This window comes from Rudaea sp. 3F27F6 (assembly GCF_005503555.1).
Taxonomy (GTDB): Bacteria; Pseudomonadota; Gammaproteobacteria; order Xanthomonadales; family Rhodanobacteraceae; genus Rudaea.
The window spans coordinates 1,654,282-1,673,998 of the sequence record NZ_SCNG01000001.1; the positions used below are offsets into that span (position 1 = coordinate 1,654,282).

General features: G+C 54.2%; 17 protein-coding genes. 2 read left to right on the forward strand and 15 right to left on the reverse strand.

Annotation, left to right across the window (positions count from 1 at the left end; all coding sequences use genetic code 11):
• Window positions 1–468 precede the first annotated feature (468 nt).
• The 3 genes from FFS30_RS24070 to FFS30_RS07100 are packed head-to-tail and all read right to left on the reverse strand — an operon-like array spanning window position 469 to window position 1,964.
• A complete protein-coding gene (locus FFS30_RS24070; protein WP_137912358.1) occupies window positions 469–723 on the reverse strand; it encodes a hypothetical protein in 255 nt (84 codons plus the stop codon).
• A gap of 60 nt (window positions 724–783) precedes the next feature.
• Complete coding sequence (locus tag FFS30_RS07095) at window positions 784–1,641, reverse strand: ImmA/IrrE family metallo-endopeptidase (protein WP_137912359.1); 858 nt, start codon at window positions 1,639–1,641, stop codon at window positions 784–786.
• Window positions 1,641–1,964 (reverse strand): helix-turn-helix transcriptional regulator, encoded by a 324-nt coding sequence (locus FFS30_RS07100; RefSeq protein ID WP_137912360.1) that lies wholly within the window; start codon window positions 1,962–1,964, stop codon window positions 1,641–1,643. The genes FFS30_RS07095 and FFS30_RS07100 overlap by 1 nt, the downstream gene beginning before the upstream one ends.
• Before the next feature lie 438 nt (window positions 1,965–2,402).
• Here FFS30_RS07100 and FFS30_RS23775 point away from each other — a divergent pair, with 438 nt between their 5' ends.
• Window positions 2,403–2,558: a hypothetical protein gene (locus FFS30_RS23775; RefSeq protein WP_171014459.1), complete on the forward strand. Its 156-nt coding sequence runs from the start codon at window positions 2,403–2,405 to the stop codon at window positions 2,556–2,558.
• 496 nt (window positions 2,559–3,054) lie between these two features.
• Here the strand turns inward: FFS30_RS23775 and FFS30_RS24185 are convergent, their stop codons facing one another.
• From FFS30_RS24185 to FFS30_RS07145, 9 genes are all read right to left on the reverse strand, one after another.
• Window positions 3,055–3,696, reverse strand: a complete 642-nt coding sequence (locus tag FFS30_RS24185) for a hypothetical protein (RefSeq protein WP_249352226.1) — start codon at window positions 3,694–3,696, stop codon at window positions 3,055–3,057.
• Between the two features lie 653 nt (window positions 3,697–4,349).
• Window positions 4,350–5,414: an ATP-binding protein gene (locus tag FFS30_RS07110; RefSeq protein ID WP_137912362.1), complete on the reverse strand. Its 1,065-nt coding sequence runs from the start codon at window positions 5,412–5,414 to the stop codon at window positions 4,350–4,352.
• Window positions 5,411–7,777 carry a DDE-type integrase/transposase/recombinase gene (locus FFS30_RS07115; RefSeq protein WP_137912363.1) on the reverse strand — a complete coding sequence of 789 codons (2,367 nt, stop codon included), beginning with the start codon at window positions 7,775–7,777 and terminating at the stop codon, window positions 5,411–5,413. The genes FFS30_RS07110 and FFS30_RS07115 overlap by 4 nt, the downstream gene beginning before the upstream one ends.
• Window positions 7,778–8,740: 963 nt before the next feature.
• Window positions 8,741–9,991: a serine/threonine-protein kinase gene (locus tag FFS30_RS07120; RefSeq protein WP_137912364.1), complete on the reverse strand. Its 1,251-nt coding sequence runs from the start codon at window positions 9,989–9,991 to the stop codon at window positions 8,741–8,743.
• 273 nt (window positions 9,992–10,264) lie between these two features.
• Window positions 10,265–11,806, reverse strand: coding sequence for an AAA family ATPase (locus FFS30_RS07125; RefSeq protein ID WP_212742417.1), 1,542 nt, complete (start codon window positions 11,804–11,806; stop codon window positions 10,265–10,267).
• 249 nt (window positions 11,807–12,055) lie between these two features.
• The gene (locus FFS30_RS07130; RefSeq protein WP_137912365.1) at window positions 12,056–12,349 is read right to left on the reverse strand and encodes a hypothetical protein; all 294 of its coding nucleotides are present in this window, start codon (window positions 12,347–12,349) and stop codon (window positions 12,056–12,058) included.
• Between the two features lie 425 nt (window positions 12,350–12,774).
• Complete coding sequence (locus FFS30_RS07135; protein WP_137912366.1) at window positions 12,775–14,088, reverse strand: HipA domain-containing protein; 1,314 nt, start codon at window positions 14,086–14,088, stop codon at window positions 12,775–12,777.
• A 92-nt stretch (window positions 14,089–14,180) separates the two neighbouring features.
• Window positions 14,181–14,417 carry an MbcA/ParS/Xre antitoxin family protein gene (locus tag FFS30_RS07140; RefSeq protein ID WP_137912367.1) on the reverse strand — a complete coding sequence of 79 codons (237 nt, stop codon included), beginning with the start codon at window positions 14,415–14,417 and terminating at the stop codon, window positions 14,181–14,183.
• A gap of 51 nt (window positions 14,418–14,468) precedes the next feature.
• A complete protein-coding gene (locus tag FFS30_RS07145) occupies window positions 14,469–15,047 on the reverse strand; it encodes a hypothetical protein (RefSeq protein WP_171014461.1) in 579 nt (192 codons plus the stop codon).
• A gap of 227 nt (window positions 15,048–15,274) precedes the next feature.
• Here FFS30_RS07145 and FFS30_RS07150 point away from each other — a divergent pair, with 227 nt between their 5' ends.
• Window positions 15,275–15,616: a helix-turn-helix transcriptional regulator gene (locus FFS30_RS07150; protein WP_137912369.1), complete on the forward strand. Its 342-nt coding sequence runs from the start codon at window positions 15,275–15,277 to the stop codon at window positions 15,614–15,616.
• A 100-nt stretch (window positions 15,617–15,716) separates the two neighbouring features.
• Here the strand turns inward: FFS30_RS07150 and FFS30_RS07155 are convergent, their stop codons facing one another.
• The 3 genes from FFS30_RS07155 to FFS30_RS07165 form a co-directional block, all read right to left on the reverse strand.
• Window positions 15,717–16,760 (reverse strand): hypothetical protein, encoded by a 1,044-nt coding sequence (locus FFS30_RS07155; protein ID WP_212742418.1) that lies wholly within the window; start codon window positions 16,758–16,760, stop codon window positions 15,717–15,719.
• A 125-nt stretch (window positions 16,761–16,885) separates the two neighbouring features.
• The gene (locus tag FFS30_RS07160) at window positions 16,886–17,392 is read right to left on the reverse strand and encodes a DUF2971 domain-containing protein (RefSeq protein WP_137912370.1); all 507 of its coding nucleotides are present in this window, start codon (window positions 17,390–17,392) and stop codon (window positions 16,886–16,888) included.
• Between the two features lie 11 nt (window positions 17,393–17,403).
• Window positions 17,404–19,452: a hypothetical protein gene (locus tag FFS30_RS07165; protein ID WP_137912371.1), complete on the reverse strand. Its 2,049-nt coding sequence runs from the start codon at window positions 19,450–19,452 to the stop codon at window positions 17,404–17,406.
• Window positions 19,453–19,717: the final 265 nt, after the last annotated feature.

Here is a 19,717-nt window from a genome sequence, read left to right on the forward strand (position 1 = left end):
ATGTGGCTCGTGGGAGACAAGATCGAAACCTCGATGTCGTCACTCACGAACGTCAGCCGCCAGAACAAGAAAGTATCTGCTAGGCAGGTTTGAAAAACCTTGGTGGTACGGAAGCCGGCCAGTCATCGTCTTCCTAGGTGGTCCGGCATGGCCAAATTATGCTTTCAAAATTGATTTTCTCGCTTTCGCAACGAGTTAGCTCTTATCGAGCGGTTGGACGTCACGAGCGTACAAAAAGCCGAAGTTCTGGGTCGTTGATTTTCGAAGGATATGGCGTGCCTGCTTGGCGGAAGCCAGCACGAAAGAGAGAAGCGTGCATGCGCGTATTGTCGACGCGACACGTTGCGTATATCGCCGTCCCTTTTAGACGCGACAGTAGCTCTTGCACAAGGCTGCTGGCCAATCGATGGCCCCGAGCGGATGGATGTACATAGACCCACCCGAGTTCAAACTCAAAATTGCTTGCGTTTAGCTCAGGGCGCGCCTTGGCAAGACCTTGCCTCGATGCGAAGCGTATGGGCGCTTGATAGCCCCAACGCCCACCAGCAAGCTATCCGACTTCACGAAGGCTAGGAACCGCGCGGCTTCAACGAGAGCCGGAAGGGTGCGGTGATCGACCTCACCGCCTTTGCGCACGAGCGCCTGGAATGCAGCAAGCTCTGCTGCACTGCAGATGCTTGGTTCCGATATTTGGATGGTGAAGGCGTCGCTATGTTCGTTCATGACGCCGAACCCTTGCCGCCTGACCTCAGGACGCTTTCGGACGACTTCATTCAAGAATAGCTATTCGTCCTTAGGCTTCCAAACCTTCTCGCCCTTTGGCAGAACCAATAGCGACATGACGGCGTCGTATTCATTCGACGTAATTTTCATCTCCCGCAAGGAAAAGTCAGCGGGAGCGTGGGGAAACCACTTGCGGGCAGCAATCTCCACACCGGTACGCTCGTGCGACACACCCATGTCGGCGGCCAATGTGTCGTTTGGAATAGCGATAGTCTGGTTGCGGGTTTTGAAAAATGCTCCGCTCTTAAGCGCAGGCCCGCTGGAGAAAGCCCAATTCATATAGCCGTCTCTGTGCACAACGAGGATGGCATGATGTTCTGTGTGCTTCAACCAACGAAGGGTTGTGGCTGTCAGCGAAACCCCATATCGGGCCGCGCATGCACCGAGGCAATCGAAATCGGCCGATCCATTCATCTGACCACGAAAGTCATCGAGAGGCATGAGTAGCGTCGAGGCGAACGAATCCGCTTGAGCCTCTATCGTTGCGTCGTCGGTTTCCAAGTTGATCAGATCCCCCTCTGTGCAACTGAAAGAGTCTCTTTGGTGACGATGCAGTAGGTAGTGCCCAAGTTCATGGGCCTGCGTGAAGCGAATTCGCCCTTCTGATTTCAGGTTGCTGTTATAGAGCAGCAGCCAATCTCGCCTTCCCTCACTAGGGATCAGTGCTCCCTCAAAATTCTTGATGCTCTCTGCCTGAACTTTCGTTATTGGATCGCTCCAATGAAACTGATTCGCGGCGTCTTTGGCGAGCGCGACAATATCGATGGGGAAGCGTGGTGTCCCGTGATACTCGGCAAACAGATTAAGGATACGAGTGAATCGATAGGCGGCTTTTGATGCCGTCAACTCGTCGGCCATTACGGCAACTTCCTGAAGGACTCCACGATCTTACGAATGCGTTCTCGATCATCGCGATCGAGATTCTTGAAGTTCCGAAAGAAGGCTTCGTTTAGATGCTCTTCTTCTGGAGGCGTCGAGTCTTCTTCCAAGAAATAGGACACAGGCGCACCAAGGATTCTCGCTAGTGCATCGAGTTTCTCCGCAGATGGGCGAGGAGATTCTCTGTTTTCAAGTTCCCATAGATAGCTCTTGCTCATGCCGGCGGCAGCCGCCAGCGCATCTAGGGTCAACCGCTTTTCCTTTCGTAGCGTCCTTATCTTATCGCCGAGTTTGGTGCTCATGGGAGGGGGCGGTTGGTTCTGAGCATAAGTATGGGAATACTACTACACCGAACCTGAAGTTTGACAAGTCCGAACAAGGCTGGGAGAATCTCTGCGTTCGGTACGCCGAACGAAATTTGCTAACAAGATGTGAAAAAACTAGCACTCGATGCAAAAGAGTGCTAATCTATCCAGCAAAGCAAAAGGGCCCAGCCTGTGGCTGAGCCCTAGATGTAGTGATTCACGCTCTTTTACAACCTAAATCTTGTGGTCGATCTGGTAAATCGACCGTAGAACAGAAAATCACACTTGCATGATACCTAGCATCGTGTGGTCTTCCGGTGAGAGCGGCTGCCCGCTAAGACAGGTTGGAGAGTATAGATTTGCTCGCCGAAACTGTCAATAAGTCGCCTTCCCGAAGTTCTTGGTTGGGTATCACCAACACGAGGAACCTCGGCCATGTCTACGACAACGCCGGCAATTCCCCCTCGTCCAGGCTACAGGCTGGTTTTCAGTCCTGTGATTACCCTGCGGAACGGCAAGAAGCTCCTTGCCGCTTCCTACGGTAAGAAAGCATGGGCGTTCTGGGTGCCTGAAAACTTCCAAAAGAAGTGATCGGGCTGGCGGCTGGACAGCAGTGATGCTGTCCAGCCGTTGGAAGAACCACATTGGCTGCGGTTCCATTACAACCCACTCATCAAAAGGAGGAAGCTACAAATGGCAACAAATCCACCGAAAGGGGATGGGCACCGAAACGGTGCCGTCCGCGAAAGGTCTCAGACACAAACTCCGTCTGGACATTATGTGAAACGCGACACCAGCACCGGACGCTTTATGGATGTCAAACACGACACCAAGCCCTTCAAGGGCGTACGTAAAGAAAAGTAGCTGCAATATGTAACGAGGGGGCCGTAAGGCCCCCTCTTTTTTTTGCTGCCAACGCCCTTACAGCTAAGCGTTTGCACTGCCGGAGCGGCGACTCGATCTCAACTGGATTGCCAGGACGTTATCGATTGACAACGCTCACAATGTTGAAGCCGGCACAGGCACTGCAGCGAAAAGCTCTCGTAGAGCAACACTGGAAAGCCATTCTCTACACTCATTCGACACCTCACATGGCGATGTTGGTCGTCGAACTTTCTGTCTGGCGCTTAATTTCCTCCCTTAACAAGTTCTTCGGCAATCCAGTTCTAGCTCTCACAGAGGAGAGAAGTGCCTTTTTGCTGAAGGGGCGATCTTCGACCTGGCTCCAACGAGCGATGGTCTTACGGACATTCGAACGGCACTGCGTCGAAGTAGATGCCCGTCTCCGTCGCCTGCTCAGCTGATAGGTCTGGATTATCTCGCTCGACTGCTTGGGTAGGTGATATCGCAGCGCCCCCGCAGAGACACCGAGCTTCCTAGCTACCTCGGTCAGGGAAAGCGCTTCACTGGCCGTCTCGATAATGCGGGTGGCCTCGTTAGCTAGTACCTGAATACTCCTGATTCGACGGCGTCTTTGAGGCGCGATGACATCCGGAAGCGCCTCTTTCATCCCCCTGAGGATAGATTTGTTCGTCCCTTGCAATCGCCCAAGAAGAAGGTCGACCAGCGGAACGTTCAGCCAAAAGGCAATTCGCAAAGCGGAAATCAGTGTCAACGGTTCGGTTGGATCCGCGAACCGAACGCACGCGTCACGCGGCAATATGTAGAGCACTTCTTCGCTGCAGTCTTCCCATGGCTCATCGAGAAGGCGCCGCAGCACGTCGCTCACGCCGTGCTGTGGAAAGCGAATGCCTGGATGAGTGGCTATGTACCCAACTACAGACCGAATATTCTCTGCGTAGAAGTCCCGACTGATATCGCTCAAGGTTGTTTTGTCTAAACGCGCTTTGCAATGAATGCACTCCGCTAGGCTCCTGCGAGCCAAATATCCGTCCTGGATTCTTCCGCAGGAACCACAGTGATCGTGAAGACAGACCCCGTGGACCTCGCAAGTCTCGACAGTGAGAACTTGCCAGGCCAGCTCAAAGTACGGCTCGCCGCAATTCCTCATCTGTTCGGATAGGCAAGCAGGGCACCAACGAAGGCATGAGGAAAATGCTTTCATTGGACGACAGAGAGCACTGCCCAGTGCAAGAAATGTCGTCTGTTCTATATCGGGAACAGGAACAGAGAGGCCGGAGGCCAGCGACTCCAAGATCAACTGCGTCGTGTCGTTGGGTCGGATCAGTGTCGAGATGCGGGACTGAAGAATTCCAGCTCGTCGTGGAGCATCGGGCCAACAGTAACGTTCGACGATGGATGAAAGGAATTTGCCGGACGTGATTGCGTGCACGCGGGCAAGCCGAAGCAAGTAGGAGCTCAGTGCTTCGACGTGAGAAGTACCTGCACCGCGAATGGGGAGAGGCAACAGCCAGCTCATAGTCAGCCCCTCCCTTTGAGCCTAAATCGCTGCGTTGCCCGCTGGAAGGGTTTTCGCTTGCGCGGTTTTGTGTTGACTTGGGAGACGTGAGTGGCTCTGCTGCTTGCTTCCTTATGTTGTTCGCCGACTTGAATCGAGTGTTCACCACGGAGAATCTCAGCGGCGATCTCTTGTTCTTGGCATGCTGGAAGGCATGTAGCTCGGAGCGCGTCTTCGTTGAGAACCTCTAGTCTCCGCGAACGGGCGAAGCCGAGCGCTGCCCTCAACCACATCGACAAATGGCCAGCGCAGCCAAAGGTATGCTCGAAGAGATACCGATTCCATGTTCGAAGCGATTGTCCCTCCTCAAATCGGAGTAGCCCGCTCCACACCTTAAGAATCTGTTCGAAGGCGATGATGTCTTCTCGGTTTTCTATTCGGTAGCGAGGGAATTCGACAGGTCGTTGCCGACCAAGCAGGTGAGGTGCCTGTGCGATCATGTCCAGAAGCTGATACGAACCAACCAGGCACAAGACCACACCCGTTTTATTCGCCAGGCATTTCCAAGAGTCAAGGACGGCAATCGCGTTTCCCTTGTTCCGAGCCACATAGGCGACATGATGTGCCTCATCGATGACGACAAAACGTGTTTTCAGCAAACGAAGAGCGTGCTCAAAGGCATCTCGTAACATCCCTTCTGAGGTTCGGCTGATCTTGGCATCGAGACGTTCCCGCCAGGGGTCACTTTCGTGGGCAACACCGTAGAAAGGGTGCTGAATCGCCTCACACGCCGCGCGCATGAATGATTTCGTCGAGAACGTTCCTTGTGTGCTTGCGTTCTCGGCCTCGATCAACACGTAAGGGCGCCTATTGCTGAATTCTGATGGACGTCCAACAGCGGCATTTACTGCTTCCACGATTGCCCTGCTTTTTCCGACGCGGCTTGGACCGACCACCACAACGAGCTCGCCGTTCTGAGCGACAGCCAAAGCGTTGAACACATCTCCTACAGTTTGCTCATAACTTCGATGGGAAATGCGTTCAGCCTTGATTCGTTTCACCGCTTCGCGAATCCAATCGCCACTCATAGGACCTCCCAAGAAGTCGCGTTCGGAGACTCCACGTCCAAGTCGCGAAGGGACGCGAATGGGTCTATTGCGACCTCGTCTTTCTTGTCCGGCACGCTTATCATCGCTTCTTTCGCTTTAAGACGTTCGTCTGCTTTACGCACCTCACCCACCAAAGCGATGTCGGCCTTGTCTTTCGCTTCCTTGCGCGCTTCGCTGCACGTGAGACTGACAATCGAATCGCAAAACGCAATGATCGGATCCTTCGCTTGCGCGAGGTCATGACCTGAAGAAAAGCACGGATGCCACTGATCACCAATACGCGCATAAACAGTGGTTTGATCTTCTGGATCTCTCCTAACCTCAAGCTTCTTTCTTGCCGAAGATCGAGCAAGTACCGGTGACCAATACCACTTCTTCGGATCGCCGATAAGCAATCCTCGAGCGGGATCGAAGCTAACCTTCGCTTCCTCAATGGCAGATGCGATTCGAAAGGTGTCGTCGAACGGAATTTCGTGCCCGGAAAAGGGGAATCGACCCAATCCTTCCTTGAAAAGCACCCTCGGGGCACAAGGCCCGGAATTTGGAATGATGTCTTCTCTCCAATCGGAGAACTGCCCGATTTCCTGATAGAGGTCAGAAAGCCACATCTCTGCGTGGGCAGATGCCTTGTGACTACTGGATACCGATCTAGATTCTTGGTGAACCGCCGTATTGCCAGGCCTGAGATTGAGCCACTGGGTTTTGAAGTCTCCGAACAATCGCTCGGCTTCCGATCCATATCTCGGATGAGATGACGGTCGCAGGATGAGAGCAACCGCACAGTGTGCGAGCAACGCAGCAAAATAGACCGAACGGAATTCCGACCCGCGATCGACGACGATGCCTTCGGGAAGGCGGCCATGCCGGCGCAAGCACGAGCGCAGAACCATGGCGCATGCAGTTCGGCTCGGCGATCGAAAGCTCAGCCAATACCCTAGCAAAACACCCGTCGCACAGTCTCTGAGAATCGTCAGCCACGGCTTGGCCGTGTAGACCTTCTTTTCTTCAACGAGCACTGCACAGTAGACATCGCAAAGATAATGATCGCAGGATGCACGTTCAAAGGGACGCGTGGCGGGAAGTACGCGATCCTCAACATTCGTTGGACTTTCGACGGCATTTCCAGCTCTGATACCGCCTCGCGATTGAGCACCCTCATGAGTATGGCGCGAGATAATCGCTTTCAGCGTCGGACGTGATACCGGGGCTTGCCCAGGATGTTGCTTAGCCGCGTGCGTTTTATACAGACGCAGACAACTCGCGCGAGTTCGACGGCAAACATCTCCCCATTGTTCGCGAATAAATCGCTCCGCCTCCTCCAAAATGTCCGGCGGGCGTTTCCCGTTACGGTTACCGGACAGATAAGTTTTTGGCGTGACCGCCGCAAGGGCAGATTTGCCGCTTGCCGTCGCTTCCTCGATCGCCTTTCGATATCGCCGAATGCTTCTGCCTTTTTCGTTGGCTTCGAGGCGAGAAAGTATGTCAACGCCACGCCGCACTTGGAGAAAAGGTGGAACATGTTCTACGTTGGCAGAGCCTATATTTCCTTTGGTCGGAGCGACGGCTGCGAGAACGCGGGGCGAACGAGACACCCAACAAGAATCGGGCTGGGACAACAACATCGTGTCGAGCAAAGTGTGAATTTGTCCGTCATCGACCATCAGAATGATCGGAGTGAGGTCCGTCATTTTGAGTTGCTGTGCTAACTCGGACACGCGGAGCACCGCATTCCGATCGAGCACTCGCAAAATTTCTGACCGAAGCGCGACGTCGTGTAAGTCTGCCTTTGCTTTCGCTTGCAGAAGAAGCTGCAGGTTTGCTACCCGAATCTTCGGAAGATCGTGGGAGCCGACGACTTCGTGGACCAGACCCAGTTTGGCAAAAGCGCTTTCGGCGGCCAGATCTCGAAATCGATCGCCCTCCCGACACCAATCGGTGGGATACGACTCCGTCTTTTCCACCAGCGCGTCATAGGGCTTGACCTGGGCAACCGTAGGAGTCGTGCATCTGAGGACGAGAAAGTCAGGGTAGTACGCTCGAACACCTCGACGGCCCTTGCGATCAGTACGCACGCAATCGACCATGGGCGGCTGCTCATAGTAGGCAAGCACATCGGGGTCGTACTCGAGCAAGCTTGCATATGCAAATTCGCCCGTTCGGCTTTCCGTGGCAATGGAGGTACCCATCTTTCGCGATGGGTACTCGCATACCACCGAACGATACGTTGTCGTTCCGACATCGCGTGATGGCCCTTGGGAGGCAGCGCGGATATAGTCGCGAGCACGTTCGGATAGATCGTGCTTTTTCAAATAGTCGTCGAGGTCTTTCGTTGAAAAAGACATAAGTCTGCTCCTCGCGTCGGCTTTGCCGACGCGTTCGATGAGATTTGCGGGGCAAGCCGTCACCCTCCCTGGGAAGGGCTTGCAATCGAAGGATTAGGGGAGCAGAATCGAATGAACTAGCAACTTATCAAAGCTAGCGATCCAACAAATCCCGGCTGCCAGGCCGGGATTTGCGTTTCTGCGCCCGACGAAGGCGCTAAGTCATATTCGTACCTCCTGTTGCGCGAGCGTTCGGCATAGCCGGATCACATAACAAGCGATCTGATTTGATTTCGGTCAGGTCGTTGATCGTTCATGTACGCGACATCGAGCAACGAATCCACTGGGCAAGATCCACCGTTCGCACATACCTGCCGCGTCGGTGCGGCAACGTAAGCGGTTCGATCGGCATAGTCCCGCGTGCAGCGGCTTTACGCGCAGCGTCGAGACTGCTGAAAGACAAGCGTCGCCAAACCGCTGAGATGGGCGCAAATGGCCCGTACTCATCAAAAAGTTCACGTTCCAAATCCAAGTCGGTCATGTGAAGTCCGCGCGCTCACGTTTCCGCGAGTGTGCGCGCGTGTCCAGACATGCGCAAGCCAAAATTAATCGCAAGTCATTGTTTTTATTTCATATAATGGCATTGAAGTGGTGTTTACAATGAAACTACACTGCAATAACAATGAAATTCACTTCCTGATGTTCCGATGTCATCTCCCGCACAAGCGGATCGCGCATGCGCTCAGCGTGTCCAAGGGTGTCTCGGTCAGGAAATACGCGATGCACGCGCACCTCGGCGGCTTGAGCGGCAGCTCGCCAAGGAATGGCGCGCTTAGGAAGAGCGTCGACGCAAGCAACAGGACGTCCATAGGGCGCCCACTTGGACGTCCGCTTCCTGCCAGAAGTAGACTCTTATTGAAAGTAGGAAGCGGCCTCATCGGGTGATGAGAGGATTCGGTTCGGACTCGGTTCCAACTTCATTACTCAGACTTTCAATGAACGATTCACACGTAGGCGACGCTCTTCCGCTTCTTTCTCTATTCTGAGTTTTTCCAGGCGTTCGCGGCGCTTATTGTCTGCCTCTCGCTCCAACCTAGCCCTATAAACTTCCGTCGCTCGTGGTAGCCATTGCTTGAAATGGTCAATCACAGGTTGCGCGGCGTGCTCCTGGCATCGTACAGAAGCTTTCGCACCTGAAAACGAAAACCGCTGGGGGTCAACACCCAAAACCGAAGAGTAATTTCCCATGTTATGAAGCGCGAGCACCCAGCCCTGAGAAACCGATCTATCTAGAGTCAGTGTAAGCTGATCGTTGTCCCATTCGGCACCAACGAGTTTCGGAGGTTCAAACGCCAAAGGGTCATCGATTGCGCCTTCTGGAATGACTGTGTTGGTGATTCTGTCAATCTTTTGGATAGTTATGGCTTCAGCCTTGAATTTTTCGATCGAGGCTTTCAGCACGGCAATGCTTTCTGGGCGATCCGCCGGGTTCTGCCGCATCATTGAGCTGACGATATCGTCCAGAAATGCGTAATCTGCTGCGACGCTCCCTATTTGCTTGAACCCCGTGCCGTGAGGCACATCGCCGGTGAAGAGTTCATTCAACATGAGGCCAAGGGCGTAGATGTCGGCCGGTGGACCAACGATTTTTCCTCTGCTGCGTTGCTCAGGAGCAGCATATTGAAAGTTGGCCAAGCGCTGGTTGGCCTGAGTTTCAACGAGTGTTATGAGCAACTCGTCGGTGAAGGCAGCAACCCCAAAATCAGCAATAGCGACTAAGTTTTTCTGCCTGTCAACCAGAATGTTCTCGGGTTTCAAATCGCGATGAACGACACCACTTAGGTGAGCAGCTTCCACGCCATTCAAGAGTTGACTGAAGAGCCTAAAGACGGCATCTGGCGCGAGGCCCGCTCCAATGCAAGCACGGAGGTTTTCCGTGTATCGAGGCATGACGTAGAAAGGTTGAGACGTATTGCTGCCGTTGGGGACATGGAGACCATGATCTAGCACCCTAACGATGTTGCTGTGCTTCGCTTGCGACAAAAAAGCAATTTCGTTCTGGAACCGCTTTCTCTTGTCTCGTGAGATTCGTTCTCCCGACAGCAGCTTTACCGCAATCGGACTGTCGTCGGGGTCAGTCCCACCGTATACCGTTCCCGCGCCGCCTTGACCCAATATCTCCGTGGCGGTGTATGTCCCAAAGCTGGTTTCAAAAGAAATAGGCTTCTTGAGCACAACAAAATCCTCGAAATCGGCGTAGTGACGGTGTTTTCCTGGACTACTTAAGGAAGAGCGTGCGCTCGTAGCTCGTCCAGGATGACGACGTGTTCAAAGGGCGCCGAGCTGCGGTGATTGATTGCGATACGCCTGATCAAAAGGACACGAAGATAGATGCCTCTAAGCGGATCTGGGGCGCCGGACCCCAATGCACTAGCCACGTCCTACCCCTCCCGGAAACGCATGCCGGGAGTGACAAAACTCCACTTAGGCAAACGATACGCGTGCTCTTCAATGGGGCCCTAGCTTCCCCTCTATGTCATCAAGCAGTGGTTGTACAGCAGCTTGAGCTAGGCAATGTTGCGCCCACACGGAGCATGCCGCTCTCCACAAGTCATCGCCACCCATAACGACTGCTTCGGCTGCATGGTTCACCCAGTCGTGATGATCAGGCAATGTAGCCGCCTGTGTCATGGCATCTACTAGCGACGCATGCGTTCGGTTGGTTCTTGCCGCCAGCCCAACATACTGCACGACCGCGAGCGCGGCAAAAACGACGCGCTCCGGTGCATCTTGCCCTGGCAGCAAATGCACACCTGCGGTTTGTGCTTGATCGCCGTCGAGAACAACTATAGTAGGCCTAGGGAATCGATTCCCTGCCACCATCTGCCCGAGAGCCTGGCCAACGTTTGCCGCGCCGAATGCTGTTATCTGAACTCGCCTTGAGTGTTCTGGGGAGAATCTGAATAACAATTCCTCTACCAAAATTGCTGCACGTCGATCTTCGACGTATATGTCCAGTTCCGGGTGCTGAAAATCATCCATGAAAGTCATCGCATATTCGGCGCTCACACCCACCATCGGCGTTCGCGGGGCACCGGCCGTACCCCCAATGTACAAACGTGCTTCTGGAGGTAGTTCTTCCAAGACGTACGGTGAATGCGTCGTAAGCAGTATTTGCAAATGTCGTTGCCGAGCGATAGTTGCAAAGTCGCGAATTATTCGTCGTTGAGCCCTCGGGTGCAAAGACGTTTCGAGTTCGTCTACTAGCACCAATCCATTGTCAAGAAAGTCTTGGGCGAGCAAGTCTGCAATAGCATTTTCGCCGGCTCCTTGGTGAAAACCGGAATATTGCACCCCCGAGGCGGATAGCACGGGAACACGTCGCGAGGGATCAAGGTTTGTAGTCGCATGCCGTGCCGCATCGTACTGCTTTCCCAAGATCGTTGATGCGCGAGCCCGTTGGGCATCGTCAAATTGCACTGCATTCGTCTCGAGCGCATTTGGTTTTGCAATCGCCTTGTATCCGACCCTTGCGTATATTGGCTGGGTTCGTCGCAAGTCTAGATATGTGATTGGACGTATCCGACGTTGCGGATTGCCAAGCCAGCGCGTGGTAGGTTTCCGAACAGACCTTTCAAAAGTCTCAGTACCTTGGCGACAAAAACCCCGAATGGTTACTCCGTCTATGGATTCCCACGTCGTCGACGGAAAAAAATCCGATGCGAAAAAACCCGTGCGCCCTTGCGGAGGTCGGTAGTAGCTAGCAGCGGCCTGAAGAACGGTACTCTTTCCAGTCCCGTTTTCTCCAACGATCGCTACAATTGGAAACTGAAAGTCGAGTCTTTGACCGGTCCAGCCGCGAACGCCGGTAATTTCCATCCAATCAAGGAATTGGGGCCAATTATTGCGATTTTGAATCCATCGATTGCTTAGCAAGCGAAGTTCTTGGCTTAGCATCTTGGCGCCGCTCGATATGGTGTGCGTGATGGAATAGCTCTGAACGTCATGGGTGTGGCAGTCAGGCAAAAAAAGGTAGCAGTCCGTTCGCATTCCGTTTGGGTACTGGCAAATTTTTGCTCTGTAGCCAACTGAGCAAAAATTCTTCCCTATGTGGTGCCCATCCTTCCGGACTGGCGTTGATGTGAACAGTGCATATGGTCATCTGATAAGTCGGCAACCAACGCCCTTCCCAAACACCATGCCCCATGTTCAATCGCTTCTTGCAATCTGGCAAATCGCAAATCGCCTCGCTCATTATCGCTTCCTTTTGATCAGGCGTACGTAACGCATTTGCTTCGCCTATTCGCCGGGAGAATACTCTGCCGCCCCGGTAACACGATTGACGCTCACCCAAAAAAAGCAGCCCGGCGGAACGGGGCCTGGGGCACATTCAAAGTAGAACGTCCATTCCTTGCCGTCTTCACTGAGTTCCCGTGGAAACGAGCCGAGCTTGTAGTGCTTAAGGTCAATTCCATTGGCTTTGGCGGCCTTCTCAGCGATAGTCAGCGCATCTTTGCGCGACAGCTTGTCATCGGCGAACACCGACGAAGAGAACGCCATGCCAATGAACAAACAGATCAGGGCGTAACGCATGCTTAGCGCCGAGCTGAGCGGCCACCACCGCGAGGATTCACAGCTTACCCGATCCGTTCAGTTTAACGACCATTTCCCGGCATCCAATCGACCGCTCGGAGTGCCTCCAAGTGACCGAAGGCGGGTATCGAAAGTGGGGTATTTGATCTGGCCACAGATGGTACTCTCTGACAACCATCGGGGCATCAAGGGCAATATCAGTCGATAGCAACTGATATTTATTCCCAATAGCTGATTGCAGGAGCCGGCATCCGATGTTGACAACCAGACGCTGATATCAAGAATCGGCGCTGGTGATCAAGCTGGCCGGTACGGGCAGTACGAGCCCGCGCAAGTTGCGGGAGGAAGTAGTGAATTGGTCCCGGGGAACGACCGCCACGTTGGAATCCGTCCAAGGCTTTCAATATTTCGTCCAGCAATTCGCATCATTCGATGCCGGTAGCCACAGGAAGTGATGCCAGCGCTTCCGCCATATTGTCGATTGACATTCGACAGGCGTCGATCACGACGTCATCGACGCCGGCATCCGCGGCGATCTTTGGCAACCGTCCCACCGTCTGTGCGAACACGTGCAGCTCGCCGGCAAGGAGGAGCTTTTCTTTCTCCGGCACGTCGAGCGCCTCGAGAATGTGCGTCCAATCGTGCAAGCGCCGCCCGGATCGGTCGCGCCAGTGCACCGAGCGCGCGATCATCTCCGGATCGCGAAACATCGGCGCGAAGTCAAACACCGGCGTCAACTGCACGCGCCCGTCGGGTAGCACCTGCACGGCCGTGTTCCTCGCGTGATTGTCGGTGTTGCGCAGCGCCAGGTTCAGCACATCGCGCTTCAGGTATTCGACCGTCTCAGCAAAGGGATCATCGACGTGCGTGCGCAGCGCACACAGCAGCATGCCGTGATCAATCGGGCGACCGAATCCGCGCAGTCCTGCGAGGCTGGCCAAGCTCTCCTGATGCAGTCGCAGCACGCCGTGGGGTGTGACCTGACGGTCAAAGCGGCGCACGAACAACTTGTCGCCGTGGTGTTGGTGTTCATCGATCGTGCGTAACCCGCAAGCCGCGGCCACACGGAGGTAGGCTGCCTCGTTGCGCAGTACAAGCTTATCGTCCTCTGACGAGCCGCGCGGCAGTTTGACGAGCCAGTGCGTCCGAGCATGCCTATCCTCGAGCGCTCCATCGGCGTACCAACCGCCATCGTACGCCTGGGTCAACAGGAGTTTGGGAGCCACCCCCTGTACCCCAGTCGTGCCGGCGGCGAGCCACTCATCAACATCGAGGCGCTCCAGCAAGCCTTCGTCATTCCGGAACATCTCATCAAGATCGAATCCACGCCTCGCGTCCACAGGCCTGGATTTCCTTGCCACCTGAGCCTGGTAGTAGTCGACGGCCTGATCAACACGAAGCCGACCGATCGGGTTGAGTGCGCCGTTCAGCACAAAGGGCATCACCAGGCCGTCATGATCGCGCAACCCCAGTTGAGCGACCAGACGTTGACGCCCCGGGCCCTGCGGCACGAGATCATAAAGAACCGGGGGGACGCGACGGTACGAATCAGTTTCGTACGAATCGCCGTCAAGTCTCGTCTCGAAACCCACTGGCAGGCCGAGACCGATCGGCTCGGGATGGTCGCCAAACACGTACTCGGGCAGGTATTCGACCCGGCAAGCCTCATCACCGAGGAACACGATCTCTGCGGCAGGCTGCCAGGTACCATGACGATGGATTTCGATGCGCGCCGTCATGCCGGAAGTCTAGACTGTTGAGCGGAGTTGATCATGCAATCGCGATCGACTACATCTCCCAACTGAGATGTCGATGCCCACATCAACCGCACTCACACGTAAGCGCCGCTCTCCATCGTCTCCAACAAACGCCGCACGATGGCGCGCCCTTCTACAGATGCCATCAGCTCTTTGGGAGTGCGGCCGCCCAGGGGACACTGCGGCGTTGCTAGCCACTGCGTGACCCAGCGTGATGCATCAAAACCTGGGCCTCGGCCGCTGGGAATCATGCCCTCAACCATCTTGGTCAAGTCGGCAGCGAACTTCGCCCTCGAAACTTGTTTGGACATACTTCATTCCTACCAGCGTGGCGCCCCTTAAGCATCGTCACCTTAGCCTTTCTACGGTGTACCTAGATTCACATTCACCACCGGAGGGGCGAAAACATGCTCGCAACGATGGCAAAAGAACGATCGATCCCACTGCGTCTTTTTCTCGACCCAGACCGTACGGTTGTATTCACGGTTCGCTGCGCTTATGCCCGCCATTCTTTTGAACAGAAAACAGGTTCCCGCGCAAAGAGCGGCGATAGTGGCCCACTTGCCGGTAGCCCCGCCCAACGCATAGCCGATGCCGATTGGAATCACCGACAGAAGCAGGCCGAGCGGAATCAGGAGGACCAGAAATAGCAGGAGATTTTCCGGCTTTCGGGCCGGCGCCGACAAACGGCGAGCCAGTCCAGACTGCGTCGTCGATGCATGGTTTGTATCAGCCTGTCGCTGGATGGTCACGCGGCCGTAGCTGTGTACCGAGGAGAGCCCCCTCGGCCCCATCGCTACCCCCATACCCGAGGTCGTGCCGGTAGAGAGCGAACGGGTCCGAGCACGTCCATGTACATGCTCGGTGCCGCTCGCGACGATTGCGGACAGCTTTTGCGTGTTTTCGCTGTGGCATTGCGGGCAGCTTAGATTCATCGCCATCGTCCCAATAGCCGCACTCGATCTTCGATCCGATAGACGCCGCTTGCTCAGAAGCGCCGGAGCAGCTGATTTCTCTAGCGTCAGCGTGGCGTATTCCGCATTGCTCTTCGCGTCTCGTATTGGTACGGGGTCGCGAACGCATACCTCGAGCATAAGTCGTTTTACACGTTAAATGCAAATTTCACGTTGATAGGCACAGCCACGTACGGTCCCGAACCAGAGGCCGTATGAAGCGAACATCCATTTACTCCACCGAGCATGCCCAGCTCATCGACATCCTGCGCGAGTGGCGGCTCGAGGTCGGCTTGTCGCAAAGCGAGGTGGCAAAGCGCCTGAAGCGTCCCCAGACTTACGTCTCCGCCATCGAAGTTGGGCGCCAAAGCGTAACGGTGTTCCAACTGCGCGATTTGTGTCGGGTCTATGGTCGCACGCTAGCGCAATTTGTGGCGGAGCTGGAAAAGCGGCTTGAAACGATCGATCAGCGACCGCGAACTGTCCGCCCCAAACGATCCGATGCTGGCAAGGCAAAGCGGACGCCACAGACGAGTCGTCGCGCGGATCGCTCCTAACCTACATAGGCACCATCCTTGCCGGCAAAGGACAGAGGCACTTGTATGATATGACACTGCCTACAGCTCAATAGCAAAGCGGATCCTTTTCATCTTTACATCAAGTGAGCTTGGCTTGTTTCAGTTCCACGCATTTCTCAAGATAGCTATCCGAGAACGCCTGAAGATTTGAGCGACGTATTGATTGCTCCACCCCGGAATCTTCACTAGTGCGGCGAAGCAGATAACGAGCAAGCACCTCGCCAAGGTGTGTATGAAGCCGCCCCTCCGGCCTCAACTCCCAAACTCCATTGGCTCGCCCATCCGGCATCACCACCACGGTACTGCACCGAACTTCACCTAAGAAGTCCTGCAACAAATAGTCGCGAGTTGCAATGTAAGGGAACACGAACGTGTCTCCGTCACCGCCAGGAAAAATGGCCACTGCTGGTAACATCACGTCGTGTCCAAGATTGAGCACCTTCTTCTTTTGCTCGTCAAGACGGGACATCAGCTTGGTGTCTTTCTGAACTTTGCTGACCGACTTGCTACGAAAGAGGGTTGGCTGTTCCTTAGTCAGGAACAACAATGCTGCGAGATAGAAAGGCAGTTGCAAAAATGGCAGATCTACTGCTTGGATCAACTCACTCAACCACTTCAGTTTGGATTCTGCGCTGCCAGACTGGTGATAGATGTACAGAATGGCTGGGAGATAGCCCGACAATAGCTCTACGTTTTGTGCAATGACAAATTTCCCATCCTCCAGCAACCTATCAAAGGTCTTGGCATTGCGCGAAGCCTCCCACGAACCAAAACGCTGTCCCAGCAGTTCGGCGAATTTGTGAAGCGCTTGACTGGCCCCATCGAACCCCCGCCGCTGTTCGAGCATGGCCATCACCGGATTTAACTCCAAGGGTGTAGAGCGCAGCAGGTTCTCTAGGAAGTCGGTATTGCCCGGACGCCGACTTTCGATGATGTCGGTCAGCACATTGTTATCGAGCACCAGCGAGTGTAATACCCTCGTGCCTACTGGTACCGCTCCCCTTTGGTGAAGTATCGGCCGGATATGTAGCGCGTCGGTATCACCAGGTGGTGATGTCACCGCCTTCCCATCCACTACCCAAATCTCGCCAACTAACGGCTCCACCACGTCAAATGTCTTCATCGATATCTCCTGCGAGCTAAGGCTTTTCGCTCTATCGGATGCAACACTGCGGTGTGATGGCGACTGTCGGTGCAGAGTCCCTGCCCAAGGCTGCGTGCCTCGCATTCGGCTTCCGGCATATCTTGCTATGGTCGCAGAGGCTCCGCCTCGAATTCGTACCGCTCGTAATGCGGCTTGAGTTTGTAGACCCGCAATGGCAGTGGGCGTCGATCAACCAAGGCGAGTAGTCGATTGCGATTTTCGGCTGAAATTCTGTATCCAAGGATCAATTCTTGCAGCGCCTCTACCGGAAACTCGAAGTGTCCGGCTGGCACTCCACTACGCACCAGCCTAACTTCGTCCTCACGCTGCCAATGCACCGACTTAGACAGCAATGCGTCGCGCACGAATTGGTCAGCGGCTCCACGATTGCGCTTTGTGTCGAGAGACAGGTCGATTTTCGGACGATCGAGTACATAGTCAACTTCGATCGGGATCGCGTGTTCCGACCAGCCATCCTCGAACCTGAAACCTAAGCAATAGTCAGTGTGGTTTTCACCGTAGTGCGCCCACATCGGCACATCCTGCCATGTGCGGTTGAAACAACACACACTGGAGTTGTCGATGTAATCCAGCGAGACAATTTTCTGCATTGGATTTAGGGCTATTTGTCACTCGTTGAGTTCACAGTATTCCCAGAAAGTCTCGCCGCAACTTCGTCCGCATCTACTTCGACGGTACGGGTTACGTGAAGGACCTCACAAGGGCTTGAATCTCCCGGAGGAAGCCATATCGGGACTCGACGCCATTTCAGCGCTCTCCAGAGATGACGGATTTGTGGAAGATCAAAAAAATACTCCCTTGCAGCTTTAGGTGCATCATCGATTGTTTCGTAGATTAGCCTCGATGACATGGCTTTCCAATTTTCATAGCCAGATGAGATGAAATCTGTTTCCAACAAGTTCCGCACAAAAGGAATCAGCAAAATCTCGTCCAGAACAGGAACGTCAGATACAACGATGCCAGCGTGAATCGCATGATTGAGAACAACGAATGGGATGGCTTCAAAATTCGCTGAAATTTTGATGCCGGAATCGCTGAGCTGAGCCCTGAAAGATTCTCGATTTCGATTGACGGATGCTATCTTGCGCTGAATTTGAGAAACCGCCTTTAGGACGAGGGAACGATGCCGAGACCACATTTCTCGGCTAGTTGGACGCACGGTGCATTTGGCTTCACCCAATAACACTAGATTTCCGACTACGATAACCAGATCGATTTCTTCTTTTTCCTCGTTCTTCGGCGCAAAAACAAAGGACTCTCTGACAACCTGTGCTACTGGAGGTGTTGATGCACTGGCTGCTGTCAAGCAGTTTTCCCGAACATAGGCTTCGAACGTATTTCCCCTAGGAGAAAGGTCAAACCCTAGTTGTTGAAGCCAACGGTCAACGCTTCTTGAGAGATTGCCGTGTAAGCACGCTGCGAATACCGGGGTCAGCCGATCCGTCGAGATCGGTACAAAGGGCTGCGTCCACAATTCTTGATCTGGTTTGGCGCGATAAGTGAAGAATTCGACAAGCGCCTGTGCATCCGCCTTCGAGAAGCCAAGCCCTCTACGAAGCAGGGAAATCAAAGCGTCGCGTTTAACAATGCGCAAATAATCCCCCAGCCGCCCCCCTGCATCTTTCATCTCTAGGCCGGGAGACATCTTATCGTGAGAAGACGATATTGATTCCCACAAGCATCGCATGGCGCTTGCTATTAAATTCCACGCCGCGATGACCATTATGAGCGTCAGACCAGAACCGTTTGGCGCTGAACTGGTTTCCAGCGTAGCGTAGTAAATAGGGACAGCGGTAAGAGTCTCGGCGATTTCGACAACCCGATACCGGTCAGCCATATCAGGTTTGCCCAATACAAAATGCAGGCGCTTCCCTTGCCGCCGCAACTCGACCACTTCTGGCTGCTGGATTACGAATTGTGAGATACGCTCACGGCGGTCTTTTGTGCTCCGAGTAGCTTTAAGATGGCCACCGAGAATAAGCATCGAGTCACGATATGACGAGAGCGCTTCCCGATCCACCCACTCCAAGTGGTTTGGTGAAATAGTAGCTGAAGCTTCCCCGTTTGCTTCGTTCGTCAAGCCAAAATCATTCCACACTATATCGTCCCAGCGATCCTCGAGAGAGGCAAAGGACACGCCTATATTCAACGCAATGGCAAGTTCTGAGAAGTCGACATTTCCCGCTGCCTTGGGACCCTTCCTGCGGCTAGGTTCGCGCAATAACATAGCTATCGGAATTTGAGCAGAGTCGATCGTGGATTGGATAATCTCATCGGGCGAGAATTCGCCACCTCCCGAAAGCTCCAACTTCAATCCGGCAAACTCATCCACGGTAGTAAAAGGTTGATTAGGTGTTCGCCGCAGTATTCTCTGCTTGGCTGATTCTCCGGTGACCAGTGTTTCCCTGTTACACAAAGCAATTAACCCGCGCAACCTTGCCTCGACGGAAGCCGGGTGATCTCCAATAATGGTCACCGCACTTCGGATCCAGCTTAACTTTTCGTCGAACCACACGCCGGCTGTAGCTAGAGCTCGGTCTTCGTTAGAGATCTGAGTGGATTGCGCTAGATTTCGCCATCGCGTCTTATCAAAACCACGTCTGGTCGGTGAAACGACCCTTCCTTTCCTTACATCATCCAATAGAGACACGAGAAATTCCTTGTGAATGTCTTATTCGCCACGGAAGTGACACCGGCCGTCCGTTTGAGCGAATAGTTAGGTACCAGTGATGCCACTGGCCTATTTGTAGCGACGGCGCGCGTCTTTGAGTACTGCGTCACTGACAAAGCCTTTGCCGCACGCACCGCAGAAGTAGCCATCAACGAATTGTGACATGGGCTCGCTTCGAACGGCCTCTGGTTTGAGATCATCGACTCTCAGATCTGCGAAGTATGCAAGTCGTGGGTCTACGCCC